Origin of the sequence: Variovorax sucrosi (assembly GCF_051216635.1) — a bacterium.
In the GTDB taxonomy this organism is placed as follows: Bacteria; Pseudomonadota; Gammaproteobacteria; order Burkholderiales; family Burkholderiaceae_C; genus Variovorax.
The window spans coordinates 340675-353704 of the sequence record NZ_JBPJZU010000005.1; the positions used below are offsets into that span (position 1 = coordinate 340675).

Here is a 13030-nt window from a genome sequence, read left to right on the forward strand (position 1 = left end):
GGCGTCAGCGGATGTTGACGGTGCGTGCGACGCTGGGCACGCCCTGAGCGTCGAGTGCGAAGAGCATGTAGTTGCCGGGGATGACCAGACCGCGGTCCGATGGAATCGCCAGGCGGTAGTCGCCATCGCCCCCCGTCGCCGTGAGCGGGATGCGGCGCTGGTCGGTGTTGACCGTGTGGGTGGCGGACGCCATGCGCACGAGCGCGAAGTGGGCCACCGCCCGGTCGGTCTGGACCGCGATCACATCGCCCGGGGCCGCACGCCCCGGGGCCTGCGAAATCGCAGGGCGTGGTGCCGGGGCGCCTTCCGGTGTCAGCAGATACGGCGGCGTCAGGATTTCGGCGTCGGGATGGTTGGCCGCGCAGCCGATGCCGCACAGCCCGCCACCGCCGGCCAGCACCCGCCCGTCCATCAGCAGCAGTGCGACGCTGTGGTAGTTGCGCGGCATCTTCATCGGCTGGAGCGGGGTGAAGGTTTCGGTGGCCGGGTTCCAGATCTCGGGCGTGAGAACCGAGAAGTCGTCCGGCGTGGGGCCGTGCAGCGTCACGCCGCCGATGACCACCACCTCGCCGCTGGGCAGCACCACGCTGCTCGAGAACGCGCGACCGTAGGCCAGGGGTGCCAGCTTGCGCACCGTCGGGGGCTTCGGCGCTGCGCCGGAGATGTCGATGCTGTAGGCCGTCTTCAGCGGGATGCCCCAATCGTGCGACGGCGAGCCGGCCAACTTGAGGATCTTGTAGGCGTCGTACATCACGGCGCCGCCCGTCATGGCGTAGGCGTCGTCGCCGCGCAGGCCGGCCGGGATGATCTTGCCGTTGCCGCGCGTGTCGATCCAGTGCATGGCCGCGCTCGGGCCGGCGTGGAAGACCCAGCCGTCGGCCGCACCGAACAACCACATGTGGTTGTCCGCGCGGTAATAGTTGCCTACATCGGGCCCGGCCAGCGGGTCGTTGACGTTGGCGTTGAAGGTGGGGTTGTTGTTGGCGTCGATGATGATGTTGGCCATGGGCGGCATGTCGGCAGGCACATCGCTCAGCGTGCGCCAGGTCTGCGTCGAGGCCGACCACAGCTCACCGTACTTGCCGCCGGGCGAGGCGCCGTTCCAGGAGCCACCGACGGTGAACACGCTGCCGTCCGACATCGTCGTGCTGGCGTTGTAGCCCCGCGGGATGTTGAGCGTGCCCACCGCCGACCAACTGCCTTTTTGCGGGTCGAAGCGCGAGGTCTTGCCGGCGTCGCTGCCGCCGCTGACCAGGATGCCGCCATCGGCCAGCATGCTGAGCCCCTCGCAGAACATCTCCTGGCCCGAATTGATCGTAACGGTCGGCGTGGCGGTGCCGCTGGCCGGATCGAACACGGTGGTGTACGTCGCCAGCCCGATGTTCATGTTGTAGCCGACGGGACTGCCCGCCGCCCACAGCAGGAGCTTGCCGTCGGGCAGGTTGGCCGCCGACACGGGTATCAGGGGCAGCGCGATCGGCTCGGTCCAGGGCTTGGTGGCCGCGGTCGATTGCGCGGCGGTGTAGCCGGCGGCCGTGAAGCGGTACTCGGCCGCTGGGAGCCAGGTGTCGCCGTGGCGGGTTTGGAGCCGCACACGCAACGCGCTTCCGTCGACCGGCAGTCCGGTGACGGCAACGTTCGTGCCGCTGATCGTGCTGTCGAACAAGGGGGCCGTCGCACCGGCCTGTTCGACCGTCAGTCGGTAGGCGTCGGCGCCGGTGTCGGCCCAGTCGAAGACCACGCTTGCGCCGGTCAGCTTGCTGGGCGCGCTCGGGTTGCGGAGGGCTGCGGCTTGGACGGCCGGCTCGGGCGCAGGAGCAGGAGCAGGAGCAGGGGCCGGTGCGGGACCGGGGCTGGGGCCGGGCGCTGGCGTGTTCGCGCTGCCGGATCCGGCCGGCGCACCGGCGGATTCGCCACCACCGCCACCGCAGGCGGCCAAGAAGGCAAGCGTGGCGCAGGCGAGCGCCCGCGTCCGTGGTCGGAACGACTTCATATGAATTCCTTCGGCGTGGAGGTCGTCGCTACTGCTCAGCGGATGTTCACGGTGCGCGCGACGCTGGGCACGCCCTGGGCGTCGAGTGCGAAGAGCATGTAGTTGCCGGTGAGCAGCATCCCGCGATCGGACGGAATCGAGAGTGCGTAGTCGCCCGCGCTGCCGGTGAAGCTGACCGGAATGCGCCGTTGGTCGGTGTTCACCGAATGCGTCGTCGACGCCATGCGCACCAGCGCGAAGCGGCTCACCGCGCGATCGGTCTTGACCGCGATGGTGTCGCCCCACGTCGCTTTCGCGGGCGCGGCGGTGAGTGCCGGGCGCGGCGCGGGCGAGCCGTCGGGCGCGAGCAGATAGGGGGGTGTGTAGATCTCTGCGTCGGCGTGGTCGCCGGCGCAGTTGCATAGGCCACCACCGCCCGACATCACGCGGCCGTCCATCAGCAGCAGCGCGGTGCTGTGATAGTTGCGGGCCGTCTTCATGGCCGGCAGCGTGATGAACGTCTCGGTGATGGGGTTCCACAGCTCCGCCGCCAGCACGCCGTATGCGTCCGAAAAGCCCACGGGCTGCGTCTGGCCGCCGACGACGATCACTTCGCCGTTCGGCAGCACCACGCTGTTCAGGAAGGTGCGGCCATAGGCCAGCGGCGCGACCTTGCGCACCGTCGCGGGCTTGGGCGGTCCGGCGTTGATGTCGATGATGTAGGCGCTCTTGAAAGCCTCCCCCCAGTCATGGTTGGGCGCGCCGCCCAGCTTGAGGATCTTGCCGGTGTCGTACATCACGGCGCTGCCGGTCATGGCGTAGGCGTCGTCGCCGCGCGGGCCGGCCTGGATGATCGCGCCCTTGCCGCGCGTGTCGATCCAGTGCATTGCGGCACTCGGTCCGGCCTGGAACACCCAGCCGTCCGCCTGGCCGAACAACCACATGTGGTTGTCGGCGCGGTAGACGCCTCGGCCGTCGGATCCGTTGAGCGGCGGGTCGGCCACGTTGCTGGCGTCCGGCATGTTCGCCGGCACGCCGGCCAGCGTGCGCCAGGTCTTGTTGGTGACCGACCAGACCTCGCCGACCTTGCCGCCCTGTCCGCCGCTCCATGAACCGCCGACCGTGAAGACCGAGCCGTCGGACATCGTGGTGCTGGCGTTGTAGGCCCGCGGCACATTCAGCGTCGCGCTCCTCGTCCATTTGCCCGTCGTGGTGTCGTAGAGCGAGGTCTGGCCCGCATCGTTGCCGCCCGACACCATGATGCCGCCGTCGGCCAGCATGCTGAGACCTTCGCAGAACATCTCGTGGCCGGGGTTGATCGCGGTGGCCGCAGTCGCCTTCTTTTCGACCGGATCGAACACCGAGGTGTAGGTCGCCGTGCTTTCGGGGCCAGGACCGAAATATGTGGGGGCGCGCGCCGACCAGATCAGGATCTTGCCGTCGGGCAGGTTGGCCGCCGATGCCGGCACCAGTGGCAGCGCGATCGGGTCGGTCCAGGGCTTGGCCGCGGCGGTCGACTGCGCGGCGGTGTAGCCGGCCGCGGTGAAGCGATAGTCCACGGCAGGGAGCCAGGTGTCGCCGTGGCGGGTCTGCAGGCGGGCAATCAATTCACCGCCATCGACCGGCAGCCCGGCGACGGCGAGGTGCGTGTCGGTGGTCGTGCCGTCGAACAGCGGGGCGGTGGTGCCGGGCCGCTCGACCGTGAGCCGGTAGGCGTCCGCGCCGCTGGCCGTCCAGTCGAAGGTCACGCTCGCGCCACCGAGCTTGCTGGGCGCGCTGGGGCTCAGGAGTGTGGCGGCCTGGGGGGCGGGAGCAGGGGCCGGTGAGGGCGAAGGCGACGGAGACGGAGACGGAGACGGAGAGGGGGACGGTGCGGGCGATGGGGCTGGCGACGGCGGCGGCAGCACCTCGGTACCGCTGCCGGATCCGCCGGCCGGCGCGCCGGCGGATTCGCCACCGCCACCACCGCCTCCGCAGGCGGTCAAAAGGGAAAGTGTCGCGCAGGCAAGCGCCAGCGCCCGTGGTCGGAACGTCTTCATATGAATTCTTTCGGCTTAATGTGTGACAAGGGGCAGGCTAGTCACCGAAATCAGCCTTTGCAAGCCCGGCCGCCGCCGAGCACGGCAAAATGTGTGGATGAATGCGCTGAATCTCTCGGAATACATGCAGACCCTCGGGCTGCAAGCCAAGGCCGCCTCGGCCCTGATGGCCAAGGCGGACGCCGCGACCAAGAACAAGGCCTTGAAGGCGCTGGCCCGCCGCCTGCGCGAGAGCGCCGCCGACCTGGCACCGGCCAATGCGCGCGACATCGAGCGCGCGACCGCGGCCGGCCTGTCGGCACCGATGGTCGACCGCCTCAAGCTCACGCCGAAGGTCATCGACACCGTGGCGCTGGGGTGCGAGCAGCTCGCCGCCATGCCCGACGTGATCGGCGAGATCAGCGGCATGAAGCAGCAGCCCAGCGGCATCCGCGTGGGTCAGATGCGGGTGCCGATCGGCGTCTTCGGCATGATCTACGAGAGCCGGCCCAACGTGACGATCGAGGCGGCGAGCCTGGCGATCAAGAGCGGCAACGCCGCCATCCTGCGCGGTGGCTCGGAAGCCATCGAGTCGAACAAGGCGCTGGCCGAGCTGGTGTCGGCCTCACTGGCCGAAGCCGGCCTGCCGGTCGACGCGGTGCAGCTGGTGCAGACCACCGACCGCGAGGCGGTGGGCCAGCTCATCGCCATGCCGCAGTTCGTCGACGTGATCATCCCGCGCGGCGGCAAGGGCCTGATCGAGCGCATCAGCCGCGAGGCCAAGGTGCCGGTCATCAAGCACCTCGACGGCAACTGCCACGTCTACGTCGACGACAGCGCGCCGCTGGACATGGCGCTCAGAGTGGTCGACAACGCCAAGACCCAGAAGTACAGCCCCTGCAACGCGGCCGAAGGCCTGCTGGTGGCGGCCTCGGTGGCCGAGCTGTTCCTGCCCGAGATCGGTGCGGTGTTCGCGGCCAAGGGCGTCGAGATGCGCTGCGATGCAGCGGCCGCGCGCATCCTGCGGGCCGAGGGCGCGCTGCACGGCGAGACGGGGACGATCGTCGATGCGGTCGAGTCGGACTGGTCGGAGGAATACCTGGCGGCGGTGATCAGCATCAAGGTGGTGGAGGGCGTGGACGAAGCCATCGCGCACATCAACCGCTATTCGAGTCACCACACCGATGCGATCATCACGCGCGACCACATCAACGCCCAGCGCTTCCTGCGCGAAGTCGACTCGGCTAGCGTCATGGTGAATGCGAGCACGCGCTTCGCGGATGGCTTCGAGTTCGGCTTGGGCGCCGAGATCGGCATCAGCACCGACAAATTCCACGCACGCGGTCCGGTGGGCATCGAGGGCCTGACCTCGCTCAAATACGTGGTGCTGGGCCAGGGCGAAATCCGCAGCTGAGGGGTGCGACGCCGGAAACGCTGTGTTTTCGGCTTGTCATCGGGGTGGGTGGCCCCAAATCCTACAATTCCAGTCTACTTTCTGCAGAAATCGCATAAGAAGGCCGCCCGCATGGTCCCCCATCTCGTCACCGCCCTGAACGGCCCGATCAACGAACTCGAACAGCGCATCCTGGATTCCACCCCGGCGATCGAGCGCTGGTTCCGGCTGGAATGGATGGAGCACACGCCGCCCTTCTACAGCTCGGTCGACATTCGCAACGCCGGCTTCAAGCTGGCGCCGGTCGACACCAACCTCTTCCCCGGCGGCTGGAACAACCTGACGCAGCAGATGCTGCCGCTGGCCGTGCAGGCGGCGCAGGCCGCCATCGAGAAGATCTGCCCGGAGGCGCGCAACCTGCTCGTCATCCCGGAAAACCATTCGCGCAACACCTTCTATCTGGCAAACATCGCGCAGCTGGTGCGCATCTTCCACATGGCCGGGCTGAACGTGCGCGTGGGCTCCATCGACCCGGCCATCAAGTCGCCCAAGAAGATCGAGCTGCCCAATGGCGACACGGTCACGCTCGAGCCCGTGGTGCGCACCAAGCGCCGCCTGGGCATCAAGAACTTCGACCCCTGCACGATCCTGATGAACAACGACCTGTCGGCGGGCACGCCCGGCATCGTCGAGGACCTGCACGAGCAGTATCTGCTGCCGCCGGTGCATGCGGGCTGGTCGGTGCGCCGCAAGAGCAACCACTTCCGCAGCTACGAGGAGATCTCCAAGCGCTTCGGCAAGCTGCTGGGCATCGACCCCTGGCTGATCAATCCGATGTCGAGCCTGGCCGAGGGCGTGAACCTGGGCGAAGGCGTCGGAGTCGACCTGATCACCAGCCACGCCGACGCAATGCTCACCAAGGTGCGGCGCAAGTACAAGGAATACGGCATCAACGAGAAGCCATTCGTGGTCGTCAAGGCCGACAGCGGCCCCGGCGGCACCAGCGTGATGACCGTGCGCGATGCGCGCGAGGTCGCGGCCCTGAGCGCCCAGGCGCACAGCCAGACCAGCACCAAGGGCAGTGCCCCGGCGTTGATGGACCTGATCATCCAGGAAGGCGTGCTGACCAACGAGCGCGTGCACGACGGTGTGGCCGAGCCGGTGGTCTACATGATGGACCGCTACGTGGTGGGCGGCTTCTACCGGGTGCACGCCGACCGCGGCACGGACGAAAGCCTGAAGTCGCCGGGTGCGAGCTTCGTTCCGTTGGCTTTTTCCGACAGCGCGCACCTGCCGCAACCCGGCGCCAAGCCGGGTGCCAGCGCGCCCAACCGCTTCTACATGTACGGCGTGATCGGTCGACTGGCGATGGTGGCTGCGAGCTACGAGCTCGAGGCGACCGACCCGGACGCCGAAGTCTACGAATAGCACATTTTCGCCGCTTGCGGGCTTGTGCCTTGAAGGCAGAATAGCCGTCCCCAAAGCAAACGGAAACCAGGGCGGGGCGCGCGCTGCAGTCACGCTCCCCGCGTGTGCGCAGCGCCCAGGCACCGCAGCCCCGCTCCCCGCGTTCGTGTCAGTTTCAAAAAATTCTTCCGCCGCCCTCATCATCGGCGCCGTCGGCGTCGTCTATGGCGACATCGGCACCAGTGTGCTGTATGCCGTCAAGGAGGTGTTCGGGCATGGCCACGTGCCCTTCACGACCGACAACGTCTACGGCATCCTGTCGATGTTCTTCTGGACGCTGACGATCATCGTGTCGCTCAAGTACGTGGTGTTGGTGCTGCGTGCCGACAACGAAGGCGAGGGCGGGCTGGTCGCCATGCTGGCGCTGGCCTCGCGCGCCGTGGCCGACAAGCCGCGCATCCGCAGTGTGCTGCTGGTGGTGGGCATCTTCGGCACCTCCCTGTTCTATGGCGACGGCGTGATCACGCCGGCCATCTCCGTGCTGTCGGCCATCGAAGGCCTGGAGATCGTGTCGCCGCACTTCAAGCACTACGTCATTCCGTTGACGCTCGTCGTGCTGTTCTTCCTGTTCGCGGTGCAAAAGCGCGGCACCGCGGGCATCGGCAAGTTCTTCGGCCCGATCACGCTGGCCTGGTTCGCGGCGCTCGCGGTCCTGGGCGTGTGGCAGATCATCGGCCACCCGGAAATCCTGAAGGCGGCCAGCCCCCACTACGCCTTGCGCTTCATCTGGGACAACCCGGTCACGAGCTTCATCGTGCTCGGGGCCACGGTGTTGTGCGTCACCGGTGCCGAGGCGCTCTATGCCGACCTGGGCCATTTCGGCAAGGGCCCGATCCGCATCGCGTGGTTCTCGGTGGTGATGCCCGCGCTCATGCTCAACTACTTCGGCCAGGGCGCGCTGCTGCTCGAGAACCCGGAAGCGGTGAAGAACCCTTTCTTCATGATGGCGCCCGAATGGGCGCTCGTTCCGCTGGTGCTGCTGGCGACCCTGGCGACGGTGATCGCGTCGCAGGCGCTCATCACCGGCGCCTTCAGCGTCACGCGGCAGGTCATCCAGCTCGGCTACCTGCCGCGGTTGAACATCGAACACACCAGCGTGCGTTCCGCCGGGCAGATCTACATTCCCTTCGTTAACTGGGGCCTGTTCGTCGCCATCGTGCTGGCGGTGGTCATGTTCCGTTCGTCGAGCAGCCTGGCTGCGGCCTACGGCATCGCCGTGACCACCGACATGCTGATCACCACCGTGCTGACCTTCTTCGTGATCCGCTACGCCTGGAAGCTGCCGCTGTTGTTGTGCATCGGGGCGACCGGCGTTTTCTTCCTGATCGACTTCGCCTTCTTCGCCTCCAATCTGCTCAAGCTTTTCGAAGGCGGCTGGTTCCCGCTGGTCATCGGCGGCGGCGTCTTCACGCTCATGATCACGTGGAAGGAAGGGCGGCGCCTGATGGGCGAGACGCAGCGCGCCGACGCACTCGACCTGCGCGGCTTCCTCGATGCGGTGTTCGTGAGCCCGCCCGCGCGCGTCGACGGCACCGCCGTCTTCCTGACCGCCGAACCGGGCAACGTGCCCAACGCGCTGCTGCACAACCTCAAGCACAACAAGGTGCTGCACGAGCAGAACCTGTTCGTCACCGTGCGCAACCACGAGGTGCCGTGGATTCCCATGGACAAGCGCATCGAGATGGAGGCGCTGGGCCACCACTGCTGGCAGGTGATCGTGCATTACGGCTTCAAGAACGACATCGACCTGCCGCGTGCGCTCGAGAACGCGCGGCTGCGCGGCTGCCAGCTCGAGCCGATGACGACCAGCTATTTCCTGTCGCGCGACGTCGTGATCCCGACGCTGGGCAGCGGCATGGCGCCGTGGCGCGAGAAGCTCTTCGCCCAGATGCACCACAACGCCAGCGGTGCAGCGAACTTCCTCAATCTGCCGAACAACGCGGTGGTCGAGCTGGGTTCGAAGATCGAGATCTGAGGGCGCCGTGCCGCCGCACGGTGGCGGCAAGCTTTGTGCTTGGGGTGTGGCAGGCCCGTCCTGTCGCCCCACCATGCACCACCCCGCCACCGCCCCCCCCATGCCCAGCCTGCGCCATAGCCATTTCGAGGACGCCCAGGCGATCTTCGCCGGCACCCTGTTCGTGTCGCTGGCGCTCATCCTGTTCAACCAGGTCGGCCTGCTGACCGGCGGCGCCGCAGGCCTCGCCTTCCTGCTGCACTACGTCACCGGCGTCAGCTTCGGCAAGCTGTTCTTTCTGATCAACCTGCCCTTCTACGGCTTCGCGTGGGTGCGCATGGGACGCGAGTTCACGCTCAAGACCTTCGTCGCGATCACCCTGCTGTCGGCGATGACCGAATGGTCGCCTTCGCTCTTCGCCATCGACCGGCTGCATCCGGCCTACGCCGCGGTGCTCGGCGGGCTGCTGCTGGGCGCGGGTTGCCTGTTCCTCGCGCGCCACCGCGGCAGCCTGGGCGGCGCGACGATCGTGTCGCTCTACATGCAGGAAAAGCACGGCTGGCGCGCCGGCAAGGTGCAGATGGGCATCGATTGCAGCATCGTCGCGCTGGCCTTCCTCGTCATCGAGCCCAGCCGGGTGCTGTACTCGGTGCTGGCGGCGGTGGTGATGAGCGTGTTTCTCGCGGTCAACCACAAGCCCGGGCGCTACATGGCGATGTAGCCGTTCGCAGGCTCAGCCCAGGCCGAGCATCTGGCCCAGGCTGCGCTCCGACGCCGGGCGGTCGAGCGCGATGTTCCGCTCGAGCACCAGCAGGTGTTCTTCCATCAGCCGCACCGCCGTGTCGGCGTCGCCGCGCGCGATGGCGTCGACCACCTCGGCATGTTCCTCGTGCTCGCAGGACGCATTGCCGGGCGGCTCGTACAGCGCCACGATGAGCGAGCAGCGCGACATCAGCTCCGTCAGGTAGCGCTCCAGGATCGGGTTGCGCGCGAGCTGCGCCACGCGCAGGTGGAAGCTGCTCGCCAGCCGCGCCCATTCGGGCTGCGCGTAGCAGTGCATCGCGGCGTGCTCTTCCTTGAGGTGGCGGCGCAGTTCGGCGATGTCGGCCTTCTTCGCGTTGCGCACCGCCATGCGCACGAGGGCGGCCTCCAGGGCCCGCCGTGCCTCGAAAATCTGCCGCGTCTCTTCCGGCGAGGGCATGGCGACAATGGCGCCGCGGTTCGGCCGCAGTTCGACGATGTGGTCGTGCGCCAGCCGCTGCAGCACCTTGCGCACCAGCGCGCGGCTCACGCCGAAGAGTTCGCACAGCGAGGCCTCGGGCAGCTTGGTGCCGGGCGCCAGCCGCTGGTTGGTCACGCCTTCGAAGACGGAGCGGTAGATGCGCTCTTCGACGTCGTCGTCCTTGCTGTCGGCTGTCATGCGAATTCGCCCGGACGTTCCACCGCCAGCTGTTGCATGTGCGCGGCGATCGCGCCCGGCGTGGTGAACCACACCTCGCCACGGTCCCGCGCGCGGGCGAGGTGCTGCAATGCCGTGCGCAGGTGCCGCAGCCGGTACGGCTGTCCGACGATGTACGGATGCAGTGCGAGCCCCATCACTAGCGACTGCGCGCGCGACTGCTCGCGCATCTCGTCGAAGTTGTCGATCACCATGGCGGTGAAGTCCTTCGCGTCCATCAGGCGGCCGACGATCATCGGGATGTCGTTGAGCTCCTGCGGATACGGCACCGACCACAGCGAGCCGCCACCCCGGGTGCGCATGCGCACCGGCTGGTCGTCGTGGCACCAGTTGAGCGTGTAGCCGTAGCCGGTCTCGGCCAGCAGGTCGGGCGTCAGGTTCGTCTCGGAAATCCAGGGCGACAGCCAACCGGTCGGCGTCTGCCCGCTTTCGCGCTGCATGCGCTCGCGGCAGCGCACCAGCAGTGCGCGCTCGTGCTCCTCGTCGAGCAAGCCTTGCCGCTCGGCGTTGCTGTGGCCGTGGCCGATGAGCTCGTCGCCGCGCGCCACGCAGGCCTGCACCAGTTCCGGGCAATGGTCGTAGAGGGCCGTGTTGATGAGCGCGCCGGTCGGCAGGCCGAGCGTGTCGAACAGCTCGAGGCAGCGCCAGGCGCCCACGCGGTTGCCGTACTCGCGCCAGCCGTGGTTGAGCACGTCGGGCTGCGGCGAAGCCGGGCCGATGTTGGCGCCCAGGCCGTCGCCGAAGGCGAAGTGCTCGATGTTGAAGCCCAGGTACACCGCCAGCCGTGCGCCGTTGGGCCACACGTGGTCGGGGCGCCGCGTGATGGGTTGGTAGCCGAAGCGGTCGTGCGCGGGGAGCCGATCCGGCCAGCGTGTCGTCATGCGGCGATTTTCACAGGGTCGCCAGACCGGCGCGCACCATCAACCACTCGGCGCTGTCGTTCCACACGTCCATCTGCGTGATGAGGCCGTGGCGCACCACGTAGCGGTCGACATAGCGGTTGCTTTCGAAGGCCTCGCCATCGGGCCAGGCGCCGTAGAGTGTGCCCAGGCTGTAGACCACGGTCTCGTCAGGCGTGCCGCCGGCCACCACCTCGGTGCGCTCGATCTTCTTCTTCACCCAGGCATAGCGTTTGGCATTGAAGGCCGAGGTGTCGCCGGGCTGCGTCATCGGGCGGTTGCCGGTGAAACGGATGCGGATGTCCGGCGCCGTGTAGCGCGACGCAGCGGCCGGGTCGGGAATCATCACGAGGCGCAGGAATTCGTCGACCACGGCGGCGGGGTCGGCGATCGCCGGTGCGTCGGTCGGGCGGGTGGTGTTCATTGTTTTCTCCATCAGGGGCCAGCGTGGTGCATGGCCGGTCGGTGTACGTCGGTGCAGCAAGTCCCGTGCCGATTGTCGACTCGATGCTTTTGGATTGTCGACAATTATTTGAATAAATTGTCGACTTGGCACGCGCTTTGCATCCGCTTGGTCAACGCCGACTCGGCGCGCCTTCGATGCACCGACTTGGGTGCGTCATTCCACGTCAGCCTCATCCATTTCGTTTTCAGGAGCTTCTCCATGACCCGCTTCACCTTGCGCTTCAACCGTCGCACGCTCTGCCTGGCCGCTGCGGCCGCCTGCCTGACATCGGGCGCGGCGCTTGCCGCCGAGCCCATCAAGATCGGCCTGGTGACGGCCTTGTCGGGCCAGTCGGCGCTGGCAGGTGAAGCCATCACGCGCGGCCTCACCGTGGCCATCGACGAGATCAACGCCAAGGGCGGCCTGCTCGGCGGCCGCCAGCTCGAACTGGTGCGCCGCGACGACGAGGCCAACCCCGCCAAGGGCGTGGTAGCCGCGCGCGAACTGATCTTCAAGGAGAAGGTCGCCGTGCTGTTCGGCGGGCTCGACACGCCGGTGTCGATGGCCATCGTGCCGATCGCCAACCAGGAGAAGACGCCCTTCATGGGCCCGTGGGCCGCGGGCACGCCGATCACCAAGAACGGCGCCAACCCCAACTTCGCCTTCCGCGTGTCGGCGGTCGACGAGATCGTCAACGTGGGCATGCTCGACTACGCGCAGAAGAACTTCAAGTCGAGCAAGTTCGGGATGATCCTTGTGAACAACCCGTGGGGCGAATCGAACGAGAAGGGCCTGCAGGCCGCCTTGGCCGCCAAGGGCTTGAAGGCCGTGGGTGTCGAGAAGTTCGAGGGCAGCGATGTCGACGTGGTGCCGCAGCTCACGCGCCTGAAGGCGGCCGGTGCCGACACGCTCTTCATGGTCGGCAACGTCGGCCCGTCGGCGCAGGTGGTGAAGTCGCTCGACCGCATGGGCTGGCAGGTGCCGATCGTGTCGCACTGGGGTCCGGCCGGCGGCCGCTTCACCGAGCTCGCCGGCCCTTCGGCCAAGAGCGTGCACTTCGTGCAGACCTACAGCTTCTTCGGCAAGCAGTCGCCGGTGGGCGAAAAGGTGATCGCCGCGCTCAAGGCCAAGTACCCGGCTATCAAGGGCCCGGACGACATCACGCCGGCGGTGGGCGTGGCCAACGCCTACGACGGCATGCAGCTCGCCGCGTTCGCCATCGCGGCCGCCGGCTCGACCGACGGCGACGCGGTGCGCCAGGGCTTCTACAAGATCGGCAAGTACGACGGCCTGATCAAGACCTACGACAAGCCCTTCTCGCCGACCGTGCACGACGCCGTGACCGCCAGCGATTACGTGTGGGCGCAGTTCATCGACAACCGCATCCTGCCCGTGGGCATGGTCGCTGCGAAGTAAAGGGCGC

Annotated in this window: 10 protein-coding genes; 5 read left to right on the plus strand and 5 right to left on the minus strand. The window is 67.6% G+C overall.

What is annotated here, in order from left to right:
- Positions 1-4: 4 nt before the first annotated feature.
- On the minus strand, positions 5-1993 hold the full coding sequence (locus ACSFBE_RS12345) for a galactose oxidase early set domain-containing protein (protein WP_435490683.1): 1989 nt from the start codon (positions 1991-1993) through the stop codon (positions 5-7).
- Positions 1994-2028: 35 nt separating this feature from the next.
- Positions 2029-3720 carry a galactose oxidase early set domain-containing protein gene (locus ACSFBE_RS12350; protein ID WP_435490684.1) on the minus strand — a complete coding sequence of 564 codons (1692 nt, stop codon included), beginning with the start codon at positions 3718-3720 and terminating at the stop codon, positions 2029-2031.
- Positions 3721-4108: 388 nt separating this feature from the next.
- Between ACSFBE_RS12350 and ACSFBE_RS12355 the strand changes: the two genes are divergently transcribed.
- The 4 genes from ACSFBE_RS12355 (at position 4109) to ACSFBE_RS12370 (ending at position 9525) form a co-directional block, all read left to right on the plus strand.
- Positions 4109-5404 (plus strand): glutamate-5-semialdehyde dehydrogenase, encoded by a 1296-nt coding sequence (locus ACSFBE_RS12355; protein WP_435490685.1) that lies wholly within the window; start codon positions 4109-4111, stop codon positions 5402-5404.
- Positions 5405-5515: 111 nt separating this feature from the next.
- On the plus strand, positions 5516-6811 hold the full coding sequence (gshA, locus tag ACSFBE_RS12360; RefSeq protein ID WP_435490686.1) for a glutamate--cysteine ligase: 1296 nt from the start codon (positions 5516-5518) through the stop codon (positions 6809-6811).
- 145 nt (positions 6812-6956) lie between these two features.
- Positions 6957-8825 carry a potassium transporter Kup gene (locus tag ACSFBE_RS12365; protein WP_435490687.1) on the plus strand — a complete coding sequence of 623 codons (1869 nt, stop codon included), beginning with the start codon at positions 6957-6959 and terminating at the stop codon, positions 8823-8825.
- 73 nt (positions 8826-8898) lie between these two features.
- Complete coding sequence (locus ACSFBE_RS12370; protein ID WP_435490688.1) at positions 8899-9525, plus strand: YitT family protein; 627 nt, start codon at positions 8899-8901, stop codon at positions 9523-9525.
- A 12-nt stretch (positions 9526-9537) separates the two neighbouring features.
- Here ACSFBE_RS12370 and ACSFBE_RS12375 read toward each other — a convergent pair whose 3' ends face one another.
- From ACSFBE_RS12375 to ACSFBE_RS12385, 3 genes are read right to left on the minus strand one after another with little or no spacing between them, the layout of a single operon-like run.
- Entirely contained in the window at positions 9538-10224 is a 687-nt protein-coding gene (locus ACSFBE_RS12375) for a GntR family transcriptional regulator (RefSeq protein WP_435490689.1), read from the minus strand.
- Positions 10221-11144: a polysaccharide deacetylase family protein gene (locus tag ACSFBE_RS12380; RefSeq protein ID WP_435490690.1), complete on the minus strand. Its 924-nt coding sequence runs from the start codon at positions 11142-11144 to the stop codon at positions 10221-10223. The genes ACSFBE_RS12375 and ACSFBE_RS12380 overlap by 4 nt, the downstream gene beginning before the upstream one ends.
- A gap of 10 nt (positions 11145-11154) precedes the next feature.
- The gene (locus ACSFBE_RS12385; protein WP_435490691.1) at positions 11155-11586 is read right to left on the minus strand and encodes a nuclear transport factor 2 family protein; all 432 of its coding nucleotides are present in this window, start codon (positions 11584-11586) and stop codon (positions 11155-11157) included.
- Positions 11587-11826: 240 nt separating this feature from the next.
- Here ACSFBE_RS12385 and ACSFBE_RS12390 point away from each other — a divergent pair, with 240 nt between their 5' ends.
- Positions 11827-13023 (plus strand): ABC transporter substrate-binding protein, encoded by a 1197-nt coding sequence (locus ACSFBE_RS12390; protein ID WP_435490692.1) that lies wholly within the window; start codon positions 11827-11829, stop codon positions 13021-13023.
- Positions 13024-13030: the final 7 nt, after the last annotated feature.